This window comes from Pedobacter cryoconitis, from assembly GCF_003259615.1.
GTDB classification, from domain to species: Bacteria; Bacteroidota; Bacteroidia; order Sphingobacteriales; family Sphingobacteriaceae; genus Pedobacter; species Pedobacter cryoconitis.
Genome location: NZ_QLLR01000038.1, coordinates 1 through 25,249, shown reverse-complemented (window position 1 = coordinate 25,249; position 25,249 = coordinate 1). Strand labels below are relative to the sequence as shown.

General features: G+C 40.0%; 24 protein-coding genes, 2 tRNA genes and 1 rRNA gene. 6 read left to right on the top strand and 21 right to left on the bottom strand.

Translation table 11 applies throughout. The features are described from left to right. Nucleotides 1–28: 28 nt before the first annotated feature. The 5 genes from LY11_RS23815 to LY11_RS23795 all read right to left on the bottom strand — a co-directional run bounded on the left by LY11_RS23815 (nucleotide 29) and on the right by LY11_RS23795 (nucleotide 4,381). Entirely contained in the window at nucleotides 29–667 is a 639-nt protein-coding gene (locus LY11_RS23815; RefSeq protein WP_111636111.1) for an MBL fold metallo-hydrolase, read from the bottom strand. Nucleotides 668–678: 11 nt separating this feature from the next. Beyond that, nucleotides 679–1,266, bottom strand: coding sequence for a gliding motility lipoprotein GldD (gene gldD, locus LY11_RS23810; RefSeq protein WP_111636110.1), 588 nt, complete (start codon nucleotides 1,264–1,266; stop codon nucleotides 679–681). An 11-nt stretch (nucleotides 1,267–1,277) separates the two neighbouring features. Next, nucleotides 1,278–2,021, bottom strand: a complete 744-nt coding sequence (locus tag LY11_RS23805; protein ID WP_111636109.1) for a shikimate dehydrogenase family protein — start codon at nucleotides 2,019–2,021, stop codon at nucleotides 1,278–1,280. Nucleotides 2,022–2,051: 30 nt separating this feature from the next. Then, nucleotides 2,052–2,819, bottom strand: coding sequence for a phosphosulfolactate synthase (locus LY11_RS23800; protein ID WP_111636130.1), 768 nt, complete (start codon nucleotides 2,817–2,819; stop codon nucleotides 2,052–2,054). 158 nt (nucleotides 2,820–2,977) lie between these two features. Next, on the bottom strand, nucleotides 2,978–4,381 hold the full coding sequence (locus tag LY11_RS23795) for a tetratricopeptide repeat protein (RefSeq protein ID WP_111636108.1): 1,404 nt from the start codon (nucleotides 4,379–4,381) through the stop codon (nucleotides 2,978–2,980). 383 nt (nucleotides 4,382–4,764) lie between these two features. On the opposite strand from LY11_RS23795, the gene amaB reads away from it, so the two are divergent. Next, a complete protein-coding gene (gene amaB / locus LY11_RS23790) occupies nucleotides 4,765–6,303 on the top strand; it encodes an L-piperidine-6-carboxylate dehydrogenase (protein ID WP_111636107.1) in 1,539 nt (512 codons plus the stop codon). Between the two features lie 61 nt (nucleotides 6,304–6,364). On the opposite strand, the gene LY11_RS23785 is transcribed toward amaB, so the two are convergent. Continuing rightward, nucleotides 6,365–6,997: a GIN domain-containing protein gene (locus LY11_RS23785; protein WP_111636106.1), complete on the bottom strand. Its 633-nt coding sequence runs from the start codon at nucleotides 6,995–6,997 to the stop codon at nucleotides 6,365–6,367. 320 nt (nucleotides 6,998–7,317) lie between these two features. Between LY11_RS23785 and LY11_RS23780 the strand changes: the two genes are divergently transcribed. Beyond that, a complete protein-coding gene (locus tag LY11_RS23780) occupies nucleotides 7,318–10,212 on the top strand; it encodes a DEAD/DEAH box helicase (protein WP_111636105.1) in 2,895 nt (964 codons plus the stop codon). Nucleotides 10,213–10,239: 27 nt separating this feature from the next. Here LY11_RS23780 and aat read toward each other — a convergent pair whose 3' ends face one another. Beyond that, complete coding sequence (gene aat / locus LY11_RS23775; RefSeq protein WP_111636129.1) at nucleotides 10,240–10,878, bottom strand: leucyl/phenylalanyl-tRNA--protein transferase; 639 nt, start codon at nucleotides 10,876–10,878, stop codon at nucleotides 10,240–10,242. A gap of 73 nt (nucleotides 10,879–10,951) precedes the next feature. On the opposite strand from aat, the gene LY11_RS23770 reads away from it, so the two are divergent. Together LY11_RS23770 and LY11_RS23765 are read left to right on the top strand one after the other, a co-directional pair. Further along, nucleotides 10,952–12,379 carry a DUF1800 domain-containing protein gene (locus LY11_RS23770; protein ID WP_111636104.1) on the top strand — a complete coding sequence of 476 codons (1,428 nt, stop codon included), beginning with the start codon at nucleotides 10,952–10,954 and terminating at the stop codon, nucleotides 12,377–12,379. Between the two features lie 10 nt (nucleotides 12,380–12,389). Then, nucleotides 12,390–13,589, top strand: a complete 1,200-nt coding sequence (locus LY11_RS23765) for a DUF1501 domain-containing protein (protein WP_111636103.1) — start codon at nucleotides 12,390–12,392, stop codon at nucleotides 13,587–13,589. Here the strand turns inward: LY11_RS23765 and LY11_RS23760 are convergent. Further along, a complete protein-coding gene (locus LY11_RS23760) occupies nucleotides 13,586–14,563 on the bottom strand; it encodes an App1 family protein (RefSeq protein WP_111636102.1) in 978 nt (325 codons plus the stop codon). The genes LY11_RS23765 and LY11_RS23760 overlap by 4 nt on opposite strands. 69 nt (nucleotides 14,564–14,632) lie before the next feature. On the opposite strand from LY11_RS23760, the gene LY11_RS23755 reads away from it, so the two are divergent. Then, on the top strand, nucleotides 14,633–15,502 hold the full coding sequence (locus tag LY11_RS23755; protein WP_111636101.1) for a diacylglycerol/lipid kinase family protein: 870 nt from the start codon (nucleotides 14,633–14,635) through the stop codon (nucleotides 15,500–15,502). A gap of 27 nt (nucleotides 15,503–15,529) precedes the next feature. Here the strand turns inward: LY11_RS23755 and LY11_RS23750 are convergent, their stop codons facing one another. The 12 genes from LY11_RS23750 to LY11_RS26795 form a co-directional block, all read right to left on the bottom strand. Further along, a complete protein-coding gene (locus LY11_RS23750; protein WP_111636100.1) occupies nucleotides 15,530–15,922 on the bottom strand; it encodes a hypothetical protein in 393 nt (130 codons plus the stop codon). Then, nucleotides 15,923–16,573, bottom strand: a complete 651-nt coding sequence (locus LY11_RS23745; RefSeq protein WP_111636099.1) for an energy transducer TonB family protein — start codon at nucleotides 16,571–16,573, stop codon at nucleotides 15,923–15,925. Nucleotides 16,574–16,589: 16 nt separating this feature from the next. Further along, nucleotides 16,590–17,306, bottom strand: coding sequence for a peptidoglycan DD-metalloendopeptidase family protein (locus LY11_RS23740; protein WP_245952876.1), 717 nt, complete (start codon nucleotides 17,304–17,306; stop codon nucleotides 16,590–16,592). Continuing rightward, nucleotides 17,307–17,699: a 30S ribosome-binding factor RbfA gene (rbfA, locus tag LY11_RS23735; RefSeq protein ID WP_111636097.1), complete on the bottom strand. Its 393-nt coding sequence runs from the start codon at nucleotides 17,697–17,699 to the stop codon at nucleotides 17,307–17,309. 20 nt (nucleotides 17,700–17,719) lie between these two features. Further along, on the bottom strand, nucleotides 17,720–18,913 hold the full coding sequence (gene hflX / locus LY11_RS23730) for a GTPase HflX (protein WP_111636096.1): 1,194 nt from the start codon (nucleotides 18,911–18,913) through the stop codon (nucleotides 17,720–17,722). A 22-nt stretch (nucleotides 18,914–18,935) separates the two neighbouring features. After that, nucleotides 18,936–19,727: an indole-3-glycerol phosphate synthase TrpC gene (trpC, locus tag LY11_RS23725; RefSeq protein ID WP_111636095.1), complete on the bottom strand. Its 792-nt coding sequence runs from the start codon at nucleotides 19,725–19,727 to the stop codon at nucleotides 18,936–18,938. Between the two features lie 10 nt (nucleotides 19,728–19,737). After that, a complete protein-coding gene (locus LY11_RS23720; RefSeq protein WP_111636094.1) occupies nucleotides 19,738–20,310 on the bottom strand; it encodes an anthranilate synthase component II in 573 nt (190 codons plus the stop codon). 9 nt (nucleotides 20,311–20,319) lie between these two features. Next, complete coding sequence (locus tag LY11_RS23715; protein ID WP_111636093.1) at nucleotides 20,320–21,732, bottom strand: anthranilate synthase component I family protein; 1,413 nt, start codon at nucleotides 21,730–21,732, stop codon at nucleotides 20,320–20,322. Between the two features lie 215 nt (nucleotides 21,733–21,947). Next, nucleotides 21,948–22,412 carry a cytochrome B gene (locus LY11_RS23710; RefSeq protein ID WP_317048014.1) on the bottom strand — a complete coding sequence of 155 codons (465 nt, stop codon included), beginning with the start codon at nucleotides 22,410–22,412 and terminating at the stop codon, nucleotides 21,948–21,950. A 59-nt stretch (nucleotides 22,413–22,471) separates the two neighbouring features. Next, a complete protein-coding gene (locus LY11_RS23705; protein WP_111636092.1) occupies nucleotides 22,472–23,458 on the bottom strand; it encodes a phosphatidylinositol-specific phospholipase C in 987 nt (328 codons plus the stop codon). 174 nt (nucleotides 23,459–23,632) lie between these two features. Then, nucleotides 23,633–23,778 (bottom strand) — tRNA-Asp (locus LY11_RS26800). 23 nt (nucleotides 23,779–23,801) lie between these two features. After that, nucleotides 23,802–23,912: transfer RNA gene (locus LY11_RS26795), tRNA-Asp, on the bottom strand. Nucleotides 23,913–24,066: 154 nt separating this feature from the next. Between LY11_RS26795 and LY11_RS23700 the strand changes: the two genes are divergently transcribed. Next, entirely contained in the window at nucleotides 24,067–24,543 is a 477-nt protein-coding gene (locus LY11_RS23700) for an Lrp/AsnC ligand binding domain-containing protein (protein ID WP_041883359.1), read from the top strand. A 399-nt stretch (nucleotides 24,544–24,942) separates the two neighbouring features. Here the strand turns inward: LY11_RS23700 and rrf are convergent. Then, nucleotides 24,943–25,054: ribosomal RNA gene (rrf, locus tag LY11_RS23695) — 5S ribosomal RNA — on the bottom strand. Nucleotides 25,055–25,249 lie beyond the last annotated feature (195 nt).

The window sequence follows — 25,249 nt, the reverse complement described above, 5'->3', positions numbered from 1 at the left end:
ATGGTGGTTTGGTCAAATATACAGGTACTTATTTTAAAAAAGGATTGTTTCGCTTCTCATAGCCGATTGTAGTCAGATGACCATGTCCCGGAAATACCTCTACTTTATCTGGCAGCACAAAAAGCTTCTCCCTGATATTATCTATCAGCTGCTGATGATTTCCACCAGGCAGGTCTGTACGGCCAATCGAAGTATAGAATAAAACATCACCGCCAACAATAAATCCATCCTCCTTTGCATAAAAACACAAGTGTGCCGGAGAATGACCGGGAGCAAAAATCAATTCTAATTCACTGTCCCCAAAAGTTACCGTTCCCGTTTCTTCCAGGAAAACCTCTGGCTCTGGCGAAAGCTCATAGTTTAAGCCCATTTGTGGCGCATATCCCGGAACCGCCTGAAGAATATATAATTCTCCTTTATGAAATTGTGGTTTTAAACCCCACGTATCGAAAACAAACTTATTGCCAAAAACATGATCCAGATGACAATGTGTATTTAACAGCAATACTGGTTTCAGCTTGGTTTCTTTAATCCAGCTGGCCAGGATATTTTGCTCACTACCATCATACATGCCCGGGTCAATAATTACGCATTCCCCTGTTTCATCATATAAAACATAGGTATTTTCCTGGTATGGGTTGAATGTAAATTGCTTAAGAGTAATCATCGGAGTTTAAATTAGTTTTTCCATCTGAAGGTATCGATCATGCGGTCAATATCTTTCTTTATAAAAGTCACAACGGGTGCAACAGAGTCATATTGCGGACGCTCATTAAAATACAAAGCTCCTCTGAAATAATGTATGGCACTGTCTGTCAGAAAAAATTGCACAGAAGAAGCTGTATTTCCTTCAATTGCATAGTAAATACCATAAACTTTCCGGTCTGGAAAGTTGATCAGTTTCTGATCTATGGCATTCGCCTTAACAGTATGTTTAAAGGCCAGTGTACGTGCATCCTCTACCAACCCTTCGTATTCCTTTTGAGAGGAAACACCATAATAAGTAAGGTGAAGACGGGCATTAAACTGCGTAAAGTGAAGATTACTCCAGCAATTGCCTGCACCACGCTCTTTATCGGCTTCTATTTTTGTATATTTTGGATAATCAAAAGTGAACGGGCAACCATCATTATAGCTCAGGTATTCTTTTTTAGGGAATTTAATCTGAAAATACCCTCTTGGCTTGGGCGTATAAGTTTCGTTACTGGTACAAGCCGCACTCAGGCACAAAATAAAAAAGACACTGTACAGTAAATATGGTTTCATGCGCATTTAGCCTAAGGGTTCCAGATAAACCAGGACCGTTCTGCCTGAAGCTGCAACATTTCAAATCCGTTTTTAATTGCCGCGCCCTTTGCTTTAGCCCGTTTCAGGAACTCAGTCTCCTGTGGGTTATAAACTAAATCATAAGCCAGATGCTGGTCGGTAATCCATTGATAAGGAATAGCAGGAGCAGCGTCAATATTCGGGAAAGTGCCCAGTGGCGTGGTATTGATAATAACCTGGTGCTTTTGCAGCAGCTCTTGCGTTAAATCACTATACAAAATGGTATTTGGAGCTGCCGTACGCACTACAGAAAGATAAGAAATCTGCAATTGATCCAATACATATTTCACCGCTTTAGCGGCCCCACCATCACCAAGGATCAGCGCATGGGTATGGTTCTTTTTCAAATACGGCCTGAGCGACTCCTGAAAACCGTATGCGTCTGTATTATATCCTTTAAGCCAGGCTTGCCCGTCTTTATGGTGGATAGAAATACAATTTACCGCGCCTATAGTTTCCGCTGCAGCGTCCAGCTCATTCAGGTAAGTCATTACGCCTACTTTGTGCGGAATAGTAACATTCAGCCCTGCAAGAGAATCATCTGCTGCAATCAAAGAGACTACAGCAGCTATATTTTCTATAGGAAACAGTTCATATTGATGCTCAGCAATTCCTTCCTCCGCAAATTTCTCTGTAAAGAACTTCTTTGAAAATGAATGTGCGAGCGGATAGCCAATTAGTCCGAATGTTCTCATATATGCAGCAGCAGCAAACCGGATAACCGGTTATTTCGCTAAATTAAGGAAGTAATCAAATGTATCTCCTCTTAATCCCAAACGAATAGTTTCCAATGGAATAACTTCTGCAGGAGCAATATTACCTAAGTTCACATTGGTACCAATTAATTTGATAAACCAAACCTGCTGCTCTTTTTGCGGAGCTTCCCAGATAATAGTTTCAGCTGGTATCTGTGTTAATATTTCATCTACTAATCCTTCACGCACTTCGCCCGATCCTCTGTAGATGCCTACATTTCCACCTTCTCTGGCTTCAGCAATAACTTTCCATGAACCTGCTTCAATTTCAGCATTCATCAGTTTGATCCATTTATAAGGTGCAAATATTTTTGTAGCGTCCTTAGATCCAACTTCTGAAATTACAGTCACATGTTTAGCTAATTTATGGATGTACTCGCATTTAAGATCATGTTCAATTTCGATAGAACCGTCAGAAACTTCTGCGTATTCCATACCAAATTGCTCCAGTACGCGGATATAATCTTCAAATTGATTACGGATAATAAACGCTTCGAACAAAGTACCGCCGAAATATGTCGGGATACCTGCACTGCGATATATATCTAGTTTTTCTTTTAATTTGGGGGTAACAAAAGATGTAGCCCAACCTAATTTTACGATGTCGGAATGGACACCTGCGACATCAATAAAATCTTCTGTCTGTCTCAAACTGAGGCCCTTGTCCATCACCATAGTTATGCCGCTCTGGCGTGGTTTTACTGGACGTTCGGGAATATTATTTAATGGGTAATTCATATCTGCTGTAAAGGTGAAAAAAATAAGGCTTATTTCATCACTATAAATTTGTTTTTCACTCAAAAAAGCTTATACCATTATCTGATATAAGCTTTTTTGAGGTCATTAATTGCTTAACGTAAAATTGCATCCTGTATGATGAGGTATCAACACTGCAGCTATTTAATATATCTGTTAATCACTTCAATAATTGCATTGTTGTCCTGTAACTGCGGCAAGTATTCAAACAGGATATAATGTTTATCCGGATCAGTCACTAAAGCTGTTTCCAGGTAAACCAGTGCCTCTTTATGCTGTCCGAGCGCAAATAAATAAGCGACCTGCCTGTAATAAAGTTCTGCAGCATCCGGGTTATTCTTGATCCCGTCAGAAATAGTTTCTGAGGCTTCCAGCAGTCTCCCCTGTTCATAAAGAACGGTTGAAAAATCAAGCCAGGCTTCAATATCAAGCGGGTTATATTCCAGTACTTTATAATAAGCTTCGACAGATTGCTCTATTTGTCCGAGTTTATAATAAGCATCAGCCATAGCGAACCAGAAATCAGGGTTTTCGTCATCCAGCTCTATTGCTTTCTTATAAAAGTGCAGCGATTCGAAATAGCGTTCCTCAAAATTCAGCGTTACCCCTATTCCAAACCAGGCATCAGCCAGCTTATTATCCATCTTTACAGACTTTTTATAATAAGCGCGTGCTTCATCCATACGTTCCAGCTTTTCATAACATTCCCCAATTGCACAATAGGTATCTGCATTCGGCTGCTCGTATTCCCAGGTTTGTTTATAGACTTCTATAGCCTCAGCATAGCGGTCAAGCTGTACCAGCGCATTTCCTTTGTTATAATAAGCAGAAGCAAAATTATCTTTAATCAGGATTGCATAATCGTAAGCATCGATCGCTTTTTCAAACAAATCAAGTTTATGATAAGAATTTGCCAGGTTATACCATGCCGCATACGAATAAGGATCGTTGTCGATATATTCCATATAAAACTGGATACTCTCTTCCTGCTTATCCAAAATATCATAACAGAAAGCCAGCTCATATAAACCGTCCTTGTTCTCCATATTTTGTTCCAGACTCTGCTTGATATACTTGATGGCACTTTCGTAATCCAGCATATTCTGATAAACGTAAGCGATCTGAAGCAGGATCTCATCTGTAGTTTCCGCGAAAGTCAGGGCGATTTGAAAGTTATCCAATGCTTCGGTATAACGTTCCAGACTGTTGTATATATTTCCGCGAAGTACGTAGATCTCTGATTCGGACGCTTCGAGCATTTCTGCTTTTTGCAAAGAGAAAAATGCCTTGTCTATCTGATCAGTAACGAAATAAAGCTGTGCTTGCTTAATTAAAAAAACTGCGGCGTACGGATGCTGGTTTAGGGCATACTCTATCACCTGAAGTGCCTTTACGGGGTCACTCTTTTCTATATAGTAGTCAATGATGTTCTCAAAAGCCTGGGCATCAAAAAAGTACTGATCCTGGTTCCTTATCATCTCTTCGTAACGCTCTACCGAACGCTGCGCATCATCACTAAAATCAAAGTAAAATTCCTCTTCCATTGTATTGAATAATTAAAGAACAGCTCCCTTTTTTCCTAAAATACAGTATAAGTTTACAGTATTATATAGCATGCAACCGAAATAATTATCAACATCCAAACAACTGACATCGTAATTCGTTGATAGTATTAAATTTAGCGGTAAATAAGCCATCTGGCCTGGGTCAGCATTATTCATACGATTTACAGTGTTAGCTGTAATGAAACTTGCTTAAGCATGTCCATGTCAGGAGTTAAAAACTCATGCAGGTTTATATTGCTATCTGGGGTTTTTCCTGAATTATTACAAAGTAACGCAACTTAATTTTAATCTGCGTAAAATTCAAGTCAAGAAATTAACAGGATTTTTTTTGTTGATTTGTATAAATCAATATCCAATAAACTATGCAAACCAATATCAATTCAGTATTAAAAAATTTAGGTATTCTGGAATCAAACCCGGCTTATAGTACCGGAAGCGTATGGGGCGGGAAAGCAAGCACTGGAACTATCGATAGTTATTCGCCGGTAGACGGCAAAAAGATCGCTACAGTACAACTTGCTGATCAAAAGGATTACGAGACTGTATTAACGCAGGCGCAGACCGCTTCCATTTACTGGCGCAGTTTGCCGGCTCCTAAACGTGGTGATATTGTGCGCCAGCTTGGTGATGCTTTACGTACACACAAAGAAGATTTGGGTACCCTGGTTTCTTATGAAATGGGGAAAAGTTTACAGGAAGGATTTGGAGAAGTACAGGAAATGATTGACATCTGTGATTTTGCAGTAGGACTTTCCCGTCAATTATATGGCTTAACCATGCACTCTGAGCGGCCAAATCACCGCATGTATGAGCAGTGGCACCCGCTTGGGATTGTAGGGATAATTTCTGCTTTTAACTTCCCTGTGGCTGTTTGGAGCTGGAATACAGCACTGGCTTTAGTATGTGGCAATGTTTGTGTGTGGAAACCTTCTTCTAAAACTCCTCTATGCGCAATTGCTTGTCAGCATATCCTGGCTAAAGTGCTTCAGGATAATGAAATGCCCGAAGGGATCAGTTCTCTGCTTATCGGTAATGCCGTTGGTGATCTGATTAACAATGATAAACGAATTCCACTGGTTTCCTTTACTGGTTCTACCCGTATTGGAAGAAAAGTTTCTGCTGCAGTAGCCACAAGGTTTGGCAAGAGCATTTTAGAACTTGGTGGTAACAATGCAATTATAATTTCGAAGGATGCAGACCTGGATATGTCTATTATCGGCGCAGTATTCGGCGCAGTGGGTACTGCTGGTCAGCGTTGTACATCAACCAGACGTTTGATCATCCATGAAGATATTTATGAAACTTTTAAAAACAAACTGGTCAAAGCCTATGGTCAGCTTAGAATCGGAGATCCTTTAGATCAGCATAACCATGTTGGGCCACTGATTGATAAAGATGCCGTTGATCAATATAATAAGGCTATTGAAAAAGGGAAAACCGAAGGTGCGCAGTTTGTTGTAGAAGGCGGTACACTGACAGGTGAAGCTTACCACTCCGGCTGTTACGTTAAACCTTGTGTGGCTGAAGTAGAAAATCACTATGAGATTGTACAGGAAGAAACTTTTGCACCAATCTTATACCTGATTAAATATAAAACGCTGGACCAGGCTATTGCACTTCAAAATGGTGTTCCCCAGGGGTTATCTTCTGCAATTATGACTTTGAACCTGAGAGAAGCCGAAATGTTCCTTTCCAGTTCCGGCTCGGATTGTGGTATTGCCAACGTAAACATTGGTACTTCGGGTGCTGAAATTGGTGGTGCTTTTGGTGGAGAGAAAGAAACCGGAGGTGGCAGAGAAAGCGGATCTGATGCCTGGAAGGGATATATGCGCAGACAAACGAATACGATAAATTACGCGGATACCCTGCCGCTTGCGCAAGGCATCAAGTTTGACTTATAAATAAAAAAGGCAGGTCTTTCTCCATAAAAGGCCTGCCTCAATTAAGCTGACAACGGACGGATTATCTTTTTGAAACTCCCTCGTTTGCTCTTTTAGTGCTATCATGCGTATCATTCATCGCCAGTCTTGTTCCCACTGGCAGGTTTTTGGTTTTAACAGCAGCCAGTTTTTCTGTTTTCAGATTTCCAATACTTGCATTTTTTATAGTATGGCTATCTGTTGCACCTAACAACTCCAGACTTGCATCACCAGCCAGATCAGTATATAAGCTTTCAGTTTTAGCTTTGATATGTGCTTTAGCGTGATCTCTCATAATCACTTGCAGGTAAGGTAAATCAACAGTTCCAACAGTCCTTACATCCGCAGCATCTGCAGCAGAGATCCTGTAAAGATCTTTCACATAAACAGTCACAACTACTGGTGTTTCTTCTGATGAGTTAATGCTCAGTGTATTTCCAATTTGTTTAATGGTTACCTTATCCTGGTTATCATCCCCTATCGATACCCAATCACGATTACTTTGTACAATGAATACCTTGGTGTTTCCATTGACTACTAATTTTTTAATATCCATGTTCTCCGCTACTTTTTCCTTTGCTGTTACTTTTTCTGCAGCGAAAGCGGTAACTACTGTAGTTGATAAAACGATGGCAGTCATTGCCGATGCTACTAATGTTTTGATTGAAGTTTTCATATCTTTATTTTTAAGGTTTTCTAATGATCTGTTTCTAAACAGTTTGTAAATAAGACGCAGACACCCACCATACGTTGCAAAGTTTTTTGTCTTTTATACCACAGCCCTGTCAAACCCGACGAACGCCCTTAATTTTCCGACCAACACAACGTGCTCATCAGCTCCCCTGACTCAAATTATTCTCCCTAAAGTCACTTATGTTTAGTTTTTTTTGAATAATCCCCCGAAAAATCAATTTTCTATTTGATCACGATTCAAAATTGATGTATGTTTAAAGCTTTACTAGCTTAAAGACTCCTCTTTTTTTAATCATTTACCTCATGTTACGCGTAGATAGTTCTAAACCCTGCAAAATCGTATATTCACTGTGCAAGCATGAGTATTTAGGCTATTTAATTGAACCACATATTGTTCAGCTTAATCCACAGGGAGATTTTTCTTTAACTTATCAGCGGCTGTTCAGCCATACGGCTAAAGAATTTGCCAGACATCTTACAGAATCTGATCTTAAAATCATTAAAATGCTCGATGAAACAGAGCAGGACCATGTCATTAAGAAGTATCATAAGAAAGCGATCAGACCCTTTGAATTTTTCAGTAAGTTCTATGATGATAAATTCTATGAAAACGCGAGGCCCAAAATCGAGAAGAAACTAGCTGAAGTCCTGGAAATCCTTAAAATTAAAGATGAGTTATACCTCATGGATAAAGACGGATGGCCGGCAGAGCGTAAAATTGAGCTGGCCACTGAGCCTGCTACGATCTTATTTCACTTCAGAAGGAGTGATGTAGAAACCCGCTACTTCCCAACAATCAAATATCAGTCGTTGCGCATAGATTTTATGTTTAAAGAAGCGCAGATTGTTAGTAATCAGCCTGCATGGCTCTTATTAAATGATGTACTTTATTTCTTTGAGCAGGATATTGAAGGTAAAAAGCTGTTCCCTTTTCTGAATAAGCGTTACATCACGATCCCTACTGCCAAAGAAGAGACTTATTTTGAGAAATTCGTAGCTCCTTTAATAGAGAAATATCACGTTTATGCAGAAGGGTTTGATATTCAGACAGAGAAACATGAACCTACTGCAATTCTAAAAGTAATTTATATTGAGGGTGGTATTTCCCAGCTCCAGCTTTATTTCAAATACGGTGAACATGTTTTTGCCTTGGGGAATGAAAAGAAAGTAACCGTCCATGTTGAAAAACAGGAGAACAACTATGTGTTTACCCGTGTCAAAAGAGATACAGTATGGGAAAAGCATAAATATACCGAGTTGACAAAACTGGGGCTTAAAAAAACAAGTGCACTCTTTTATAACCTGGAACTTGCGGCTGCTGATACCGAAGATAAAGCTTATGGCATTCTGAACTGGGTCAACGAACATATTGAACAGTTAGCAGCTAATGGCTACAGTATTGAGCAATCAACTGGTCAGAAAAAGTTCCTGTTTGCATCGAATAAAATCGACTTTGAAATCAAAGAAGATAACGATTGGTTTGACATTAACGCGATTGTATATTTCGGGATACACCCTGTTCCTTTTATAGCGCTTAAACAACATATCTTACATAAAAAGAGAGAATTCCCACTTCCTGACGGCACTATAGCTATCATACCGGAAAAGTGGTTCTCTCAATACGGAAGTTTATTCAGCCTCTCTGACGGAGGAAAAATGCTTAAACTTAAGAAACATCATATTGGCCTGATCAATGACCTGGCAGGTGATGGTATTGCCAATGTAACCTTACAGCGCAAACTTCAGAAGCTGAACGACTTTGAGAACATTGAAGATATTCAGATGCCCGTTCATTTTAAAGGTGAACTGAGAAGTTATCAGAAAGCAGGTTATAACTGGTTCAGCTTTTTAAGAGAATATAATTTTGGTGGTTGTTTAGCAGATGACATGGGCCTGGGTAAAACCATTCAGACACTCGCGATGCTGCAAAAGCTGAAGGAAGAAGACGAGCTGAACAATACCCACAGCACTTCTTTAATCATTATGCCCACCTCATTAATTTACAACTGGCTGGCTGAAGCAAAGAAGTTCACACCAAAGCTGAAAATTCTTGCACATACCGGCAGTACGCGTAATAAAGATGTGAGCCATTTTATAAAATACGATATTGTGATTACCACTTATGGAATCACCAGGGTTGATGCCAATGAAATACAAGATTTTTATTTCAATTATATTATTCTTGATGAGAGTCAGAATATCAAAAACCCTTCTTCCAAGTCATTCAAATCCGTCAGACAGTTAAAATCAAGACACCGCTTGATCCTGAGCGGTACTCCTGTAGAAAATTCAGTGGGAGATCTGTGGACGCAGCTTACTTTTCTTAATCCCGGATTACTGGGTACACAAGCCTTTTTCAATGACGAATATGTACAAGCCATTGAGAAGAGAAAAGACGAGGATAAGGCAAAGAAATTACAGGCGATCATCAAACCATTTGTACTCAGACGTACCAAAGAACAGGTTGCAGAAGAGTTACCAGCAAAAACTGAACAGATTATTTATTGTGATATGAGCGAAGATCAAGCCTCTTATTACGAAAAAACAAAATCTGCTTACCGGAACGACTTGCTGAGTAGTATGGACGATGGTACTTACGCTAAAAAACAAGTACAACTCTTGCAAGGGCTAACCGCTTTACGACAGCTCGCTAATCATCCACGCATGATTGACGATGAATATTTATCAGACTCTGGTAAATTTGAGAACGTAATTCATACGCTGGACAACGTACTTAAAGGCGGACATAAGGTATTAATATTCTCACAATTCGTTAAACACCTTACTATTTTCAAGCATCACTTTGAGAAAGAGCTAATTCCATTTGCCTACCTGGATGGCTCTACAAAAAATCGTGGAGAGATTGTTTCTGAATTCCAGGAGAACAAAGATCTTAAGGTCTTTTTGATTTCAATCAAAGCTGGCGGAGTAGGTTTAAACCTTACCCAGGCAGATTATGTCTTTATTTTAGATCCCTGGTGGAACCCTGCAGTCGAACAACAGGCCATTGACAGATCACACCGTATCGGACAGGAAAAGAAGGTATTTATCTATAAATTTATTGCGAAGGATACCGTTGAAGAAAAAATCCTGGCCTTACAGAACCGCAAGAAGCGCCTGGCAAGTTCATTGATTACCACAGAGGAAAGTTTCTTCAAATCTTTGAGCAAAGAGGACATCAGGGAGATTTTAAAATAGATTTACAAGTCAGAGTTCTGCGTAAGACTAAAGATCTGCGTGTAAAATTTCTGTATAAGCTTCCCGGGTAATCATTTCAGCGCCTAAACTCATCAAATGATCATTGGGCACCTGGCAATCAATCAGTCTGTAATTCCCTTGCTGACAAAGCCAGATCAGGGCAGTTTTAGAAGCGTTGCTTTTTAAGCTGAACATGCTTTCTCCAATAAATACACCATTTACAGTTACCCCATATAAGCCTCCGGCCAGCTCCCCCTCATACCAGACTTCCACACTGTGCGCCCAGCCATACTGGTGTAAATTGATATAAGCCTGCTGCATCGCATTGGTAATCCAGGTACCATCCTGATCTTTTCTTGGTGATTTTGCACAGCAAAGAATCACATCGGCAAAAACCCGGTCCATCGTCACCGTAAAAATACCATCTGCAATTACCTTTCGCATACTTTTACTCACCTTGACTTTTTCAGGCAGGATTACACAGCGCTCAGGCGGAGCAAACCAGCAGATCGGATCTCCTTCGCTAAACCACGGAAAGATGCCATTCTGGTAAGCCAGCACCAGTCTGTCTTTGCTTAAATCTCCTCCAATAGCCAGCAATCCATCTTCCTCTGCTAAGCAGGGATCAGGAAAGACCAATTCTTCTTCAGGTAACTGAAATATCATAGAGACAAAAATATAAAATTTTAAACCTAAACGTTTTATAACTGTCATAACCCACAGAAAATAGCCTGATACCATGGATAGAAAAGACAATTTCTCTAACATCAAGCACCTTTACAACAGAGCCGGTTTCGGGATAGCTTACCCCGATTTGCTACAGCTAAGCAAAAGAAAATTAAATAAGGCAGTAAACGGTTTGTTTGTTAGTCCGGCTCCTGGAACTGACCTGACCACGGTTAAGCCTGATGAATTTAAACAGCAACAGTTGCTGCTTTCCAGCTTAAATGGCAAAAAAGAACTAACCCCGGAAGAGAAACAACAGCGCGAAGATATTACCAAAGGAAGGAATGAAAAAAGCCGCGACCTGAATCTGAACTGGGTACAAAGGATGATCTCCACACCAAACCCACTTTTAGAGAAGATGACCTTGTTTTGGCATGGCCATTTTGCCTGCAGGGCTAATAACCCATTCTATGCACAACAACTCAATAACATACAGCGGAACAATGCTTTAGGCAGCTTTAAAACCCTGCTCATGGAGGTTTCCAAATCTCCGGCCATGCTCGATTATCTGAATAATCAGCAGAACAAAAAGGGGCATCCCAATGAAAATTTCTCCAGAGAATTAATGGAGTTATTTACCTTGGGCAGAGGAAATTACACAGAAACTGACATCAAAGAAGCTGCCCGCTCGTTTACCGGATGGGCCTATAACAAAACCGGAGAATTCGAATTCAATCCGAAGACACACGATGCACTGCAAAAAACATTTTTCGGAAAGACGGGAAATTTTGATGGAGAAGCGATCATTGATCAAATACTTGCCAAACCAGAAACTTCGGTTTTCATCTGTCGTAAACTTTATACTTTTTTTGTTAACGACACCCCCAATGAAACACATGTAAAAGAACTGGCTACCCATTTCTATGCCCAGCAATATGACATCACTGCATTGATGAAACAATTATTTAATGCAGACTGGTTTTATAGCAAAGAAAATATGGGCAATAAAATAAAATCGCCGGTAGAGTTTCTGGTCAATTTGAGCAGAGAATTTTATGTGACCTATAATAAACCGCAGATCTTAATTCAATTACAGAGCAGCCTGGGTCAATACCTCTTCAATCCCCCTAATGTGGCGGGATGGCCCGGAGGTAAAAACTGGATAGACAGTTCCTCTTTAATGCTTCGGCTAAAGATACCTTCACTGGTTTTAAATGATGGAATTCTTGATTTTGACGGGAAGGCAGATCCAGAAGAAGAAGCTGTAATTGCCCTGAATAAAAAACAAAAACCAAGACCCGTAAAGTCTTATGTCAATGCGCAGGCAGACTGGCCTAAATTTCTATCCTGTTTTCCAAAGGATATGAAGCAAACAGAAATGGCTGCTTTCTTATTGGAACCCACAGTAGGAAAAAAGATCAGTGAACTGGTTTCCAGTAATGTCAATCTAAAAAACACCGTCATTGCGGTAACCAGTATGCCTGAGTATCAATTATGCTAACCTGAATAACATGGAAAGAAGAGATTTTTTAAGAAAGGCAGCTTTTGCAGCAGCAGGTACAATGGTTGTTCCGGCTTTCATGAAACCATTTGAGGCCTTAGCATTAGATGAACTGAGTTTATACAAAAACCTGGTCGTTGTGCAGCTATCCGGAGGCAATGATGGCTTAAATACGGTAGTGCCTTTCGGAAATGATATTTATTATCAAATGAGAAATGGGATAGCCATTAAACCGGATGACGTTATCAAATTAAATGATATGCAGGGATTAAACCCCAACCTAAGCTGTTTAAAAGAACTTTATGACCAGGGCTGGATGTCAATTATTAATGATGTCGGCTATCCCAATCCTGACCGGTCACATTTCCGCTCTATGGACATCTGGCAAACTGCGAGTGATGCCAATCAATACCTTTCTACCGGCTGGATAGGCCGTTACCTGGACTCTAATTGTCAAACCTGCAAATTCCCCTATACTGCTATTGAAGTTGACGACAGCCTCTCTCTGGCGATGAAAGGGCTCAGTAAAAAAGGAATTGCACTGAAAGATCCGGCTGCGCTGTTCCGCAATACAAATGAACCTTTTTTCAGGGAAATGATTCAAAGCGACAAGGATCATCTGGATGAAGAAAACTTAGGCTATCTGTATAAAACGATGATCGAAACTTCTTCCTCCGCTAATTATATCCAGAATACCTCTAAAATTTATAAACCCAATTATACCTATCCGAATTCGGCCTTCGCCAATCAGCTGAAAACCGTCTCTAAATTCATCTGTTCTGGCTTAAAAACCAGGGTTTACTACGTTTCTTTAAGCGGATTTGACACCCATGTTAACCAGCTTAATCAGCAAGGCAGGTTACTACAGCAATATGCGGAAGGGATGAATGCTTTTGTAAAAGATCTGCATCAGAATAATAAACTGGAAGATACACTGGTGATTACCTTTTCTGAATTTGGGAGACGCGTTGCTCAAAATGCAAGCAACGGGACTGATCATGGTACAGCGAATAACATGTTTTTATTCGGCGGCAGATTGAAAAAGCAAGGCATCTATAATGCTGCACCTGATTTAGCAAACCTGGACAATGGAGATTTAAAATACCAGGTAGACTTCAGGGAAGTATATGGCACTATCCTGGACAAATGGCTGGATGTCAACAACTCGCAGGTACTGAACAAGCGATTTAACACGCTCGGATTTATTTAAACCTTAATCAGCCCGATTTGAGCAGCATGTAACATCGCTTCCTTACTCTCAGTAAAAAGGCAGGTATGGATATGCTGCGCTGCTACTTTTTCAAGCACCTCAAGGGTCATAGCTTGTTTCTCTTTCCTGATGTTCCTGATATAGATAGCTTCTATATGGTTTGGATACTTTATAGCAATTGACGAATAAATCTCAGGATCTTGCTGAGAATTATCCCCGAAGAGTATAAACTTCTGATTCGGAAACGCATCTATAATTCTCATGACCCGTATTAATTTACCTTCATGCCCTGTTTTTCCTGTTTTCAACAAATCCTTCCACCGTTTAATCTGGTTCAGCAGGAAAGTCCCTTCCGGCAAATTATTGAACCTGAAAGTGCTGACTAAATAGTCATACAAATTCCATTCACTGCTGGAAACGTAGAAAAAGGGATTGGGATGTTCAGCATCAGTATGTGATAATGCCAGTAAATTATATTGAGAACTCACACCCGGGAAAGTTTTCCTGGTATGTGGATTTTTAATAAAAAGCTCTCTCAATCTCCGGCCTATTGTCGCAGAATGGGAAATCATAATTGTATCGTCAATATCAGATATAAACGCATACTGCGTAACGTGAGGCACATAAACATCACCCACACTCTCTGCCAATACCTCCCCATCATCACCTAATGCTTCTACCTTTACCTGGTGCCAGCCCGCACTTACATTTTCTTCCGCACTCCATTCAAACTTGAAAAAACCGTCGTACTCAGTCGTTTGAGTTACCGTTTGTGTATAAAAGCTAAGTCTTACTTTAACCCACGGATAGGGCTTTAAAATAAACATCCTGATCAGGTAGATGATATTTACAAAGAAATTATTGCTGTAGTTCTGCGTGTTCCTCGCCTTAAATTTAAAGACATGCCCGTACACCACAAGATTGTGTGTATGACCATAGCCGTGATATATTTTTACAGTAACAGAATTATTCATTATAAATCAAACAGAGCAGACGCAGAGTAGTTTGTGCTATTGAATATTACTATATATTAATTTACCGCTATGAAACTACTATTTATTGTCAACCCAGGCTCGGGAAGTGATGATACAGATTTCAAAACGGTGATCGCAGACTTTTTTAAAGCGCTCGAGCATAAGTTTGAAATCTATGAACTGACTAAAGACTGCAGTAATGACCAGCTCAAAGCAGCTATTGACCAGGCCAAAGCTACCCGTGTAATTGCGGTGGGCGGAGACGGAACTTTGAAACTGGTCTGCGAACTGTTAAAAGGGACAAAAACTCCGATAGGAATTATTCCTGCGGGTTCGGCAAATGGTATGGCCAAAGAATTAGGAGTGCCCTTAGACATCAATGAAGCACTGGATTTAGCCATTCATGGGGAAACTAAAGAAATTCATGCCGTGGTCGTCAATGGAGAACTTTGTATCCATTTATCAGACATCGGTTTTAATGCTTATATCGTTAAAAAGTTTGATGACCTCCCGCAAAGGGGAATGTGGGGATATACCAAAGCTTTATGGAAAGCATTGTGGAGTCATCATAAAATGGAAGTAGAATTTCAGATCGGGGAAGAAACAATTCGTTCAGAGGCTGCAATGGTGGTTATTGCCAATGCAACTATGTATGGTACGGGTGTGAAAATTAATCCGGACGGAAAACTGGATGACGATGTTTTTGAGGTTATCCTGGTCAAAAAATACTCCTTAATGGAAATCATTAAAATACGGTTTACCGATTTACCTTTTAACCCGGAAAAGATTGAGTCATTTCAGACGAAAGGTTTGCGTATTCATACTAAACATAGTGCCCATTTTCAGGTAGACGGAGAATATATAGGTAAAGTCAATACTATAGAAGCAAAACTATTGCCTGCAGCTATAACAGTCGTTTTCAAGCAAGTTCCGGGCTAAAAAGCACAGGATCTTGCTTAGACCTTATTATCTAAAATACTTACGGTGTGCCTGCAGGGTATAATATCCTCTGAAAAACTCTGCAATAATACAAACCCGGAATAAAATGCCAAACCATTGCCCGCCCTGATGCAGCAATTCAGGTAAAAAAGTAATAAATCCTATAGAAAATACCCATAGTGCCAGCCGGAAAGGGAATTGAATATAATAAGTTATAATTCCGTATTTCTTAAACTGAAACAAGCCTGCTGCAGAAATGAATAGAGAACAGAGGATCAAGAGCGTAAAAACAACCCTCCCTATAGCAAACCTTTCCTGTGGGATCTCCTGATAATTAACCAGTACAGTCCAGATTTGAGGACTCAAAGAAACGATGCTGATCAGATCCAGCAACGCGAATAACTTGAATAAATGACGCATTTACTTACAATATTTTTCCAGTAGTTCATCAGCCAGCGCTGAACCCATATATTTGACAAACAGGAAGTCTTCACAGGCTCCTTGTTTATCATTTTGTTTTAATCTCTTTTGCCCTTCTTCTATTTTTTTCTTCAGATAAGCATCATCATAACCCAATTCATCTTTCAGTGCGATTATTCTGCCTTCATCAGCCTCATTAAACGTCCCAAGGGCTTTATTCCGGTAAAAGTTAGTAATGACCTCAGTCAGGCCTTCGTTCGCCTGATAAGCTGCGATAGCTTTATTCTTTTCGGTAATCCTTTTCGTTGCGCAATCCCCGCCGGCAATAGTAAAGTTGACCGGAGCAATAACCACATAAGCAGTATCATAACCCTCAGGCACCTGCCATTTTCCGCTGCTCAGCCTGATTAACCGTAAAGCTTCCTGATCAAGATCAATTCCCATTCCACTGCTCACCTTTGAAGTATAAACTTCTCCCGCCAGGTTAACCTTAAAACTCACATTAATCTTTCCCTGCAGACAATGCTGTAAAGAAAATTCCGGATAAATGATATTTGCCTGAATGAAAGCATCCAGACCGCCTTTAAGTACAGGTTGCGCCTGGACAGACCAACTAATGAAAAACAGGAATACAGTAAGAATCTTCTTCATTCCCTAATTTACGAAATTATCCGGCAGGAATAGTAAAGGTGTGTTTAAGGATCAGTCCCGGATCGGGGCAATTCTTTAAGTAAACAGCCCGGTTTGAGAACTGACAAACTCCGGGATAATCTCCTTGCTTGCCCTGTAAATCAAACATCAGCTGAAAGTGAAGATGCGAAGGCCAGTTTCCATTTTCCGCAGGAACCCCAAAAGAAGCGAATAAAGTTCCGCCAGAAATAAACTGACCTTCTTGAAGTCCTTCTAATGATTTCAGGCTCAAATGTCCGTAAAGCGCATATAAAGTCAGGTCATCCAACTGATATTTCAGGATGATCGTTGCCCCATAATCACCGAAATGATCATTATTTTTGAAACTGTGCACCTGTGCATCAAAGAAATTATACACGGGGGTTTCTGCGGGACCCCATATATCTACCCCCAAATGTAATCTCCGGGGCTCTTCTTCAGGCGTATCGAAATGAATGCTTCTGGCATAGATAGTCCTGTGCTCATTGTACCCCCCAATACCATAACGGGAATGGGTATCATCGAGTTTTTTTGTTACCCACGAAGAAAAAACCGACGTATCTGCAAGGATTTCGTCAGTAAGTTCCACATTGGCCGCTGTAAAATCAAAAGGGTATAACCGATCAGCAGAAGGGTTGAAATCTACCACACTGCTGATCTGATTTTCAGGGTTTGCTAACCACCCTTCAAGTTTCTCCAGAGACTCCATCAGCATTTAATCTGCTGTAGTTTCTTCTTCTTCGCCACCTTGTTCTTTACGTTCTTTAGAGATCTTATCGAAGATCTTATCCATATGCTCTACATAGGTATTGGTATCATCCAGAAAGAAAGTCAAACTTGGTACAACTCTCGCCTGATGACGGATACGCGCACCCAGTTTATACCTGATTTCCCCGGCATGAGAATTTACGGTTGCAATTGATAGTCCTGTATTATTTGTGCTTAAAAAGCTCAGGTAAACCTTGGCTACCGCTAAATCCGGAGACACGCGGACTTTTGTAATCGTAACTAATGTATTGGGTAAGTACTCTGCCCCTTCTCTTTGAAATATTGTCGCTAATTCCTCTTGCAGTACACCAGCAAATTTCTGTTGACGTTTACTTTCCATGATTCTTGTAATCTTTTTATTTAGTATAATAATTTGTCATAAGGATACCTAACCGTATGAAGGGCAACAACCTTATCGTATAAAAGTTGTTTAAATTCTTCCAGGTTCTCCTTATGCAGGGCTGAGATAAATAGCGACGGCGTATTGTGCTGTGCCATCCAGCTCCTTTTGAAGTCTTCCAGTGTTAAAGTCACCTTCTCATCCTCGTTCATTTCGTCGGCTTCAGGATTCACGTAAGCATCAATTTTATTGAAGACTACGATCGTTTCTTTATCCCTTGCGCCCAGATCTTTCAGCGTTTCATTCACCACTCTGATCTGATCCTCAAAACTCGTATGAGACACATCTACCACGTGAATTAATATATCAGCTTCTCTGACTTCATCCAATGTTGATTTAAAACATTCCACCAGGTGATGGGGCAGTTTACGGATAAATCCAACCGTATCTGACAATAAGAAGGGCAGATTGTCAATCACAACTTTTCTTACCGTAGTATCTAAAGTTGCAAACAACTTGTTCTCTGCAAACACTTCTGATTTTGAAATCATGTTCATGATTGTAGACTTACCTACGTTGGTATAGCCTACTAAAGCGACCCTGATTAATTCAGTACGGTTTTTCCGCTGTGTTTCATTCTGTTTATCGATCAGTCTCAATCTTCCTTTTAACAGGGAGATTTTCTCCAGGATCATCCTTCTGTCACTCTCAATCTGAGTTTCACCTGGTCCGCGCATACCAATACCACCCTTCTGGCGCTCTAAGTGAGTCCATAAACGTGTTAAACGTGGTAATAAATATTGCAGCTGCGCTAATTCAACCTGAGTTTTAGCCTGTGAGGTTTGCGCTCTTCCGGCAAAAATATCAAGGATAAGATTACTCCTGTCCAAAACTTTTACTTCCAGTTCACGCTCTATATTCCGCAATTGCGAAGGAGATAGCTCATCGTCAAAAACGACCATATCAATTTCCTCCGACTTCACGTAGGCTCTTATTTCTTCTAATTTTCCCGTTCCAACAAAGGTACCTCTATCGGGCTTCAGCATTTTTTGTGTGAAGATGTTATCCACTACTCCACCTGCTGTATCTACCAAAAATGTTAGTTCGTCTAAATATTCTTTTGTTTCTTCCGGTTTTTCTCCCGGTCTGATCACACCTACCAGGACTGCCCGTTCCTGCTTAACCGCGGTATCATAAGTTTTCTCTTTTCCCATGTAAAGTACAAAGATACAAAAGTTATACCGAGATCAACTCCCCTACGAACTGATCCATTGCAGCTCCCGGGTCAGAAGTCTTCATAAAGTTTTCACCAATCAGAAAACCGTTAAATCCAGCTGTTTTCAGCTGCTTAATTGTCTGTGGATCACTGATCGCACTCTCAGATATTTTCAGAAATTCTTTTGGGATTTCCTCCACCAGATCAAACGATGTCTGAATATTGACAGAAAAGTCTGCCAGATTACGATTATTCACGCCTATTGCATCAATATGAGGATTAATACTGCGTTGTAATTCTTCCAGGTTATGCACTTCAAGCAGGACATTCAAACCTAAACTTTTGGCCAGCCTGCTGAAAGCATCGATCTGTGCAGGGGTAAGAATTGCCGCAATCAGTAAAATAATATCGGCACCTAAACCTTTTGCTTCCACAATCTGATATTCATCGATCATGAAATCTTTACGCAAAAGCGGGATAGCGTTAGCCGCCCTTGCTTCCAGTAAATCATTCGGATGACCGCCAAAGAAATCGATGTCCGTCAGTACAGAAATAGCCGAAGCTCCTGCAGCTGCATACCCACTAGTCACTTCTACCACTGTAGAGTGGTCATTGATAATTCCTTTTGATGGAGAACGGCGTTTAAATTCCGCGATGATCCCTGTACGTTCAGGGCTCAGCATGAATTCTTTCAAAGAATAAGGAGTTCTGTTAAAATAAACACCCTGTTCCAGTTCTTTGATAGTAACCAGCTTTCTTGCCTGTTCAACTTCTTCTTTCTTTCTGAGTACGATTTTATCTAAAATATTCATGCTGTCTATTTTAATTATCCAACCAATTTTTCATCATTTCTTTTCCATATTCTGTCAATACGCTTTCAGGATGGAACTGTACACCACGCACATCATAAGTTTGATGTCTGAGTGCCATGATCTCCTCACCCGCATCTGTAGCGGTTATGGTCAGTTCAGCAGGAAAACCCTCTCTGCTCACTACCCACGAATGATAACGGCCAACCTTAATCACATCCGGACAGTCATTGAATAGAAATTCTTCCTTATCAATTACGTTTATAGGAGTAGCTATTCCGTGCATCGGTCTGCCTAAGTTTAACAACTGACCGCCAAATGCTTCGGCTATAGCCTGCTGCCCGAGGCAAATCCCCAGAATGCTTTTCTCAGCAGCATAAGTTTTGATCACTTCTAAAAGCAACCCTGCTTCTGACGGTATACCAGGACCAGGAGATAATAAAATCTTATCAAATTGAGCGACATCAGCCAGAACAAACTTATCATTTCTCCACACTTCTGCTTCTCTACCCAATTCATTAATTAAATGCACTAAATTATAGGTAAAGGAGTCATAATTATCTATGACTAATATTTTCTTTCGCATGTCTTTAATTTAAATTTTATTAATCCCTTTGGCCATTTCTACCGCTTTGCGCAAGGCAGCAATCTTATTGTTTACCTCATTCAGTTCATTAATGGCGATAGAATCTGCCACAATACCAGCACCAGCCCTATAATGCAACTGGTTATTCTTGCTCATAAACGTACGGATCATAATGGCATGATTAAATGAACTGCCAAAATCCATATACCCAATTGCGCCCGCATAAAAGTTACGTGCCAAGCCTTCGTATTCATCGATCAGCTGCATCGCCTTATATTTTGGCGCACCACTTAAAGTACCTGCCGGATAAGTATCGGCAACTACTTTAAAAGCTGAAACATCTGGCTGTATATTCCCGCTCACTTTTGAAACCAGGTGGATTAAATGAGAATAATACTGAACTTCTTTAAACGATTTAACTTCAACACCCCTGCAATGTCTGCTCAGATCGTTTCTAGCCAAATCTACCAGCATCACATGCTCTGCACTTTCTTTAGGGTCTTGTTCCAGCTTTCTCGCTAATTCCGCATCTTCTTCATCATTACCGGTCCGTTTAAAAGTCCCTGCTATTGGAAAGATATTAGCCGCTCCATTTTTAATCGTGATCTGTGCTTCCGGCGATGAGCCGAAAAGCTTAAAACTTCCGTAATCAAAATAGAACAGATAAGGGGAAGGGTTAATAGAGCGCAAACAGCGGTAAACATTAAATTCATCACCCGAGAATTTCTGGTTATAAGCTCTGGATGGAACGATCTGAAATACATCCCCACGCAGGATATGTTTCTTCATTTTCTCCACGATGTCCATAAAGCCTTCATTCGTCAGGTTGGACTGCTCTTCACCTATCGTGTCAAAACTATATTCCGGAAAGTTTTTATTCTGAATCAGGTATTCGATTTTTTCTAAATCTTCATCTTCTTCTTCATTGAAGTTATTTTTAAAGAGCGTAACCTCATTCTTAAAGTGATCAATAGCAATAATATACCGGTAAACATGATATTGCATCATTGGGATCTCTTCTCCTTTTGGAGATTGGGCCGTAAATTTAATATCCTCAAAATACTGTACCGTGTTCCAGGTAAAATAACCAAACATTCCTGTAGAGATACGGCCCTGGGCTTCCACAGCTTGCGGATCAAATCGTGCTTTAAAGGCTTCGATTTCCTCAGTCAGTACAAATTCTTCTTTTACTACCTTTTCTCCGTTGGGAAAATAAGAAGACAGCTTTCCGTTTTCCAGCATAATTCCTGCCACAGGATCTGCACAAACGTAACTTACCGAGTTCTCCCGGCTATGGTAATCCGAGCTTTCCAGTAATAGGGAGTTCGGAAAAACATCCCTCAACCGCAGATAAATACTTACCGGGGTAATGGTATCTGCTAATCTTTTTTTAAAAACGGTATTGATCTTTATCTTCTCCATCTGAAATTATTAAAACAAAAAAAACCCGACGTGTTGTACGTCGGGTTAGTATGTGTGGTTTGGTTTAGGTTGATAAACTATAAGGTACACGAGACTACGACGAAACTCTTTTCAGAATTACCGCGCCATTGCCAAGTAGTATGTTTATTGTTAATCATTGAGTAGCAAAAATAGAAATAAATCTTACAAACCAAAATTAAATCGTAAAATAATTATCACATTCCGAACAGCTGTCTGCTTGGATCTAGCTTAACCATTGTAAAAATTGCCATTGTGATTAGTAAAAGCGCCAATCCAAAATAGATAAATATAGTTTTGTGTTTAGCTAATGCAGTAGCACCTTTCTTAGAACGGGCATTACCTATTGTGATCAAGACAATTGCAAGTAACATCATGGATAAATGTTCCATTTTCCAGTAACGCTGTATAGCAACGGAACTATCACCTTTGTACCAATCGTGCATAAAATAGATCACTAAACCTAAAACAAGTTGAATATGCGCACTGATCAAAGTGAACACATTTAACTTACGGTTCCCTTCGGTATATGGTTTCTTACCCACATATCCCATTAATGCGTTAATAAAAGCAACCAGCAATAAGATGATTACTAAATAACGCCATCCAGAGTGCGCACTCTTCAAGATTTCATAAATACCCATAACAAGTTTTTTCTTCAAAAATAAGAAATTAATGCTTGCTTATATGAACAGCGGCCTTTTATTAGTATTTAGAATCATTATAAGGTTGAACTAAAGTTTGTCTTTACAATTCCCCTTGCTAAATCGGACGTAACAAAATCCATAGGGATTACGCCATACCTACCACTGATGTTGCCATTAAAATAAGCCGCAATCTTTGGGTTAACGGCATTGTGTACCGCATTAATATCAGGAATACCAAAAATAAGTGATTTGTAACCGCTGCTATAGTTTAAGTACAGCCTGTTGGAATTGTCAGCATGCGCTGCGTCCAATTGTGTTTTTACCCTGGTCCACTTGGTATCTGTGTTAGAAACTTTATATTCATCCTGTACTTTCAGGTTGGCAGCCGGATTATTAATATCAAAAGTAGTATTATCTCCCCACTGGGTAGCATCTATTCCTTTTGCATTTCCTGAACCAAATCTTCTCAGCAATTTAATTTTACCACGGATAGCTGAAAGCTTTGAAATCCCGGTACCCAGATCCCATTTAGCTGCATTTTCCTGAACGTAACTATCAAAAGTCTGCTCAAAGCTACGTGTATTGTCAGCAGCTGTGTGTTCTTCCTTTACGCTCATGATAATGGTTTCTGAAGGATTTGCATTCAGGAAGTCAATACATGCCTTTAAAACGTCGCTATAGTTCAAATTCTGATAGATAGCCCCGTGATGAATAGCAAAGCTATTGTTAATGTGTCTGCATCTGACATCCAGGTATCTCACACCAGCATTTAACTGTTCTGCTATACTCAGCGTCTGACATTTTGCAGTACCAGCTATAGGTTCAGTCCGCGCCCCTGAATCGTGTGTTCCAGGAATGGAGATTTGCGCAATGTTCATGGTGTCTGGTAAGAAACTCATCCAGTTATTGAGCGAGTAATCCGGCAAAGCATTTTGTTTAGTCATTGCGCTTTCGTTTCTCGTTGCAGGAGCATTGTCCTGAATTCCTTGTTTCTTACAAGAGGTAATAGCGAGTACACCAATTACCATTAAGAAAAGCTGTAGTTTTCCGTTGTTGTTCATAAATTGTTTTTCGGTTAGATTGTTCTGAAAATACGATTTTTCTATCATTATTTCATAACACGAAGCTACCCTGGAATTGTTAATTTACTACGCACAGTGGATTAAGTTTAAAACTAAAAAGGGTGATCCGCCTCCGGATCACCCTAATTAACTAACTTATTAAAATAAAAAAACTGGCTGTTGGGGAAGGAGTCGAACCTTCAAGGGGAAGTTAGCCGCAGTTCAAAAAATTAATTTGTGGTCAACCCATAAACTGTGTTTATCCCATGATCCCCACCACCGAGACAAGAAGGTGTGTCTGCCAATTTCACCACCCAACATTAAATAAAGAACAATCATTCTTTGGCTGTAGGGGAAGGAGTCGAACCTTCAAGGAGTGGTTAGCCTTTACAGGTTTTCCATATTCTCCACCACCGAGACAAGGAGGTGCGTCTGCCAGTTCCACCACCCTACAGAGTATAAGCAATTATTAAAATGAACGTTTTTTTCTTACTTGCTTGATACAAATGTAATGATAGACTACATACGTTGCAAATATTTTAATGATTTAATTTCATTATTACGACTATTGTAATTATATTAGATCATCATTATAATTAATTGAAATCATGCTCAAAAAAGAAAGCCAAAATTTAGAAATTGATAACCTCGATATTGACATTTTAAAGCAACTGATGCAGGATGCCACTAAACCCTACACAGAAATAGCTAAAGATTTGATCGTTTCGGGAGGAACAATTCACGTTCGAATGAAAAAACTGCAGGAAATGGGGATTATAAAAGGTTCACATTTAATCATCGATCCACAAAAAGCAGGATACGACATCTGTGCTTTTCTTGGTATATACCTGGAAAAAGGGATTCAATATAAAGATGCGGTAGAACAGCTCAGCAGAATTAAAGAAGTTGTGGAGCTGCATTATACAACTGGTGCGTATAGCATGTTCGCTAAAATCATATGCAGAGATACCAATCATTTACGTCATGTGCTGAATGAAGAGATCCAGGCAGTAGCAGGTATACAGCGAACGGAGACGTTGATCTCACTGGAAGAAAGTATCAGAAGACAAATAGAGTTAGGATAGAATATTTACCTGCGCTCAGATCGAATAATACATATTGAGTGATATGAACGAGTCAATTATATAGATAGTGTCTTACAGGGCTTATAATGGGAGATTTCGTTTCGGATTCTCCCTTCATTGATTTCAGACTGTTTATAACCGTTTATCTTAATCAAAAGGGTATATCAACAGGAAGGTGATCAACAGATTTGAGCAGGGATGCTGCTTTGTCAAAAAGATTGTAAACTAAATGATGCTGCCTTATCATCGTGATGCTGCCTCATCAAAAAGGTGTACCCATATTAAAAAGGTATACCCATCATCAAAAAGGTTTATAAACAAGCGGTATCAATCAGAAATGTCTTATAAAAATGCCTGTAAACAAGAAAAGCCTGTAGTTTCCTACAGGCTTTCTTTAAGATTTGGCACCGACCTACTCTCCCACGTGTTACCGCAGTACCATCGGCTCTGGTGGGCTTAACTTCTCTGTTCGGAATGGGAAGAGGTGGACACCACCGATATAGGCACCTAAATGTCTTTATCCAGCTTTTGTTATTCGCTTTTGACAGCGTTTGCTCGATTGATATTGTAATTGTTTGTATCCCTGCTCTTTTACTGTCAGCATTGCTGCCTGTCCAGTGGAACACAGTTCATCAAACGATGACATATTATTGAAAGAAGTTAGTTATGAAGAACAAACAACAGTTTATTGCTCTTGAAAGCTTCG

Bases quoted from the DNA above. Each gene is read 5' to 3' on its own strand.
- LY11_RS23815 (WP_111636111.1), bottom strand. From the start codon at position 667: ATGATTACTCTTAAGCAATTTACATTCAACCCATACCAGGAAAATACC.
- gldD (WP_111636110.1), bottom strand. From the start codon at position 1,266: ATGAAACCATATTTACTGTACAGTGTCTTTTTTATTTTGTGCCTGAGT.
- LY11_RS23805 (WP_111636109.1), bottom strand. From the start codon at position 2,021: ATGAGAACATTCGGACTAATTGGCTATCCGCTCGCACATTCATTTTCA.
- LY11_RS23800 (WP_111636130.1), bottom strand. From the start codon at position 2,819: ATGAATTACCCATTAAATAATATTCCCGAACGTCCAGTAAAACCACGC.
- LY11_RS23795 (WP_111636108.1), bottom strand. From the start codon at position 4,381: ATGGAAGAGGAATTTTACTTTGATTTTAGTGATGATGCGCAGCGTTCG.
- amaB (WP_111636107.1), top strand. From the start codon at position 4,765: ATGCAAACCAATATCAATTCAGTATTAAAAAATTTAGGTATTCTGGAA.
- LY11_RS23785 (WP_111636106.1), bottom strand. From the start codon at position 6,997: ATGAAAACTTCAATCAAAACATTAGTAGCATCGGCAATGACTGCCATC.
- LY11_RS23780 (WP_111636105.1), top strand. From the start codon at position 7,318: ATGTTACGCGTAGATAGTTCTAAACCCTGCAAAATCGTATATTCACTG.
- aat (WP_111636129.1), bottom strand. From the start codon at position 10,878: ATGATATTTCAGTTACCTGAAGAAGAATTGGTCTTTCCTGATCCCTGC.
- LY11_RS23770 (WP_111636104.1), top strand. From the start codon at position 10,952: ATGGATAGAAAAGACAATTTCTCTAACATCAAGCACCTTTACAACAGA.
- LY11_RS23765 (WP_111636103.1), top strand. From the start codon at position 12,390: ATGGAAAGAAGAGATTTTTTAAGAAAGGCAGCTTTTGCAGCAGCAGGT.
- LY11_RS23760 (WP_111636102.1), bottom strand. From the start codon at position 14,563: ATGAATAATTCTGTTACTGTAAAAATATATCACGGCTATGGTCATACA.
- LY11_RS23755 (WP_111636101.1), top strand. From the start codon at position 14,633: ATGAAACTACTATTTATTGTCAACCCAGGCTCGGGAAGTGATGATACA.
- LY11_RS23750 (WP_111636100.1), bottom strand. From the start codon at position 15,922: ATGCGTCATTTATTCAAGTTATTCGCGTTGCTGGATCTGATCAGCATC.
- LY11_RS23745 (WP_111636099.1), bottom strand. From the start codon at position 16,573: ATGAAGAAGATTCTTACTGTATTCCTGTTTTTCATTAGTTGGTCTGTC.
- LY11_RS23740 (WP_245952876.1), bottom strand. From the start codon at position 17,306: ATGCTGATGGAGTCTCTGGAGAAACTTGAAGGGTGGTTAGCAAACCCT.
- rbfA (WP_111636097.1), bottom strand. From the start codon at position 17,699: ATGGAAAGTAAACGTCAACAGAAATTTGCTGGTGTACTGCAAGAGGAA.
- hflX (WP_111636096.1), bottom strand. From the start codon at position 18,913: ATGGGAAAAGAGAAAACTTATGATACCGCGGTTAAGCAGGAACGGGCA.
- trpC (WP_111636095.1), bottom strand. From the start codon at position 19,727: ATGAATATTTTAGATAAAATCGTACTCAGAAAGAAAGAAGAAGTTGAA.
- LY11_RS23720 (WP_111636094.1), bottom strand. From the start codon at position 20,310: ATGCGAAAGAAAATATTAGTCATAGATAATTATGACTCCTTTACCTAT.
- LY11_RS23715 (WP_111636093.1), bottom strand. From the start codon at position 21,732: ATGGAGAAGATAAAGATCAATACCGTTTTTAAAAAAAGATTAGCAGAT.
- LY11_RS23705 (WP_111636092.1), bottom strand. From the start codon at position 23,458: ATGAACAACAACGGAAAACTACAGCTTTTCTTAATGGTAATTGGTGTA.
- LY11_RS23700 (WP_041883359.1), top strand. From the start codon at position 24,067: ATGCTCAAAAAAGAAAGCCAAAATTTAGAAATTGATAACCTCGATATT.